Source organism: Pantoea sp. GbtcB22, assembly GCF_019091025.1.
Taxonomy (GTDB): domain Bacteria; phylum Pseudomonadota; class Gammaproteobacteria; order Enterobacterales; family Enterobacteriaceae; genus Pantoea; species Pantoea leporis.
Genome location: NZ_JAGXKB010000914.1, coordinates 1 through 234, shown reverse-complemented (window position 1 = coordinate 234; position 234 = coordinate 1). Strand labels below are relative to the sequence as shown.

The 234-nt window shown below is 52.6% G+C and carries 1 protein-coding gene; it reads right to left on the bottom strand.

The annotated features are described in order from the left end of the window. On the bottom strand, positions 1 to 234 hold a 234-nt coding region (locus tag KVT28_RS27035), incomplete at both ends, for a hypothetical protein (RefSeq protein ID WP_217551415.1).

Genomic DNA, 234 nt, shown 5'->3' with positions numbered 1-234 from the left:
AACACCGCGGCGAAAAGCATAGCAAATTGCTAAACTGGCGCAGAGTGAGCTCATAATCGGTATTAAAGAGGCGGAACCAGACGAACGTACCTTCCCGACGGGTGTCGGTGCGAAGAGTCTTGAGGAATTCTTTGGTGAGGAGTTCGATTCCTCCTTCTTGGATGTCTGCAAACTCCCTCCACCCAACGGCTTGGAACACCTCATCAAACTCCCCCCTCATGCCGGTGTCGACAA